The organism is Pseudomonas sp. MWU16-30316 (assembly GCF_020515645.1).
Lineage (GTDB): Bacteria > Pseudomonadota > Gammaproteobacteria > Pseudomonadales > Pseudomonadaceae > Aquipseudomonas > Aquipseudomonas cerasi.
The window spans coordinates 1-820 of record NZ_JAIZAZ010000022.1 but is presented as its reverse complement, the minus strand read 5'-3'; the positions used below and the strand labels follow the sequence as shown (position 1 = coordinate 820).

Genomic DNA, 820 nt, shown 5'->3' with positions numbered 1-820 from the left:
ACCCAGGTACAACTCCGCCGCCACGCCCTGTGCAGCAGGTAACAGGCCGTCGTCGAGGATATGGGTTTTCAGGTTGTCGATCGGCCGTCCGATCGGCACGCTGAGCACGTCGTCTGTGGTGCACGTCCAGTGGGTCACGTCGATGGCCGCTTCGGTCGGACCGTACAGGTTGTACAAACCGGCCTGCGGCAAGCGCTTGAGCACCTGAGCGGCCAGCTCGGCAGGCAGTGCTTCACCGCTGCATACCACTCGGCGCAGCGTGTCACAGCTTTCCACCTGGGGATGAGTCATGAACGCCTGCAGCATCGACGGCACGAAATGCAGGGTAGTGACCTGATGCTCACGGATGGTCTGCACCAGCCGCTCGGGGTCGCGGTGATCCCCCGGCAGCGCCACGGCCAGACGTGCGCCGGTCATCAGCGGCCAGAAGAACTCCCAGACCGACACGTCGAAACTGAACGGTGTCTTTTGCAGAACAGCGTCGCTGCCATCCAGCGCGTAAGCCTTCTGCATCCAGTGCAAGCGGTTGACCAAAGCACGATGGCTATTGCCCGCGCCCTTGGGCTTGCCGGTCGAGCCCGAAGTGTAAATCACGTAAGCCAGGCTCAATGGATGGCTGAGGTTGACCGGGTTGGCGGTGCTGTAACCGGCAAGCCAGTCGCCGTCCTGATCCAGGCACAGGCTCTGCACCTGACGCGGAACCGGCAAGCGTTCCAATAGCGCCGTCTGGGTCAACAGCAAACCGATGTCGCTGTCCTGCATCATGTAGGCCAGACGATCCTCGGGGTAGTCCGGGTCCAGCGGCACGTAGGCGCCACCA

General features: G+C 62.8%; 1 protein-coding gene. It reads right to left on the bottom strand.

Features of this window, described 5'->3' with window-relative positions:
• Nucleotides 1-820: AMP-binding protein (locus tag LCH65_RS26150; protein WP_226439949.1), on the bottom strand; the 820-nt coding region annotated here is incomplete at both ends.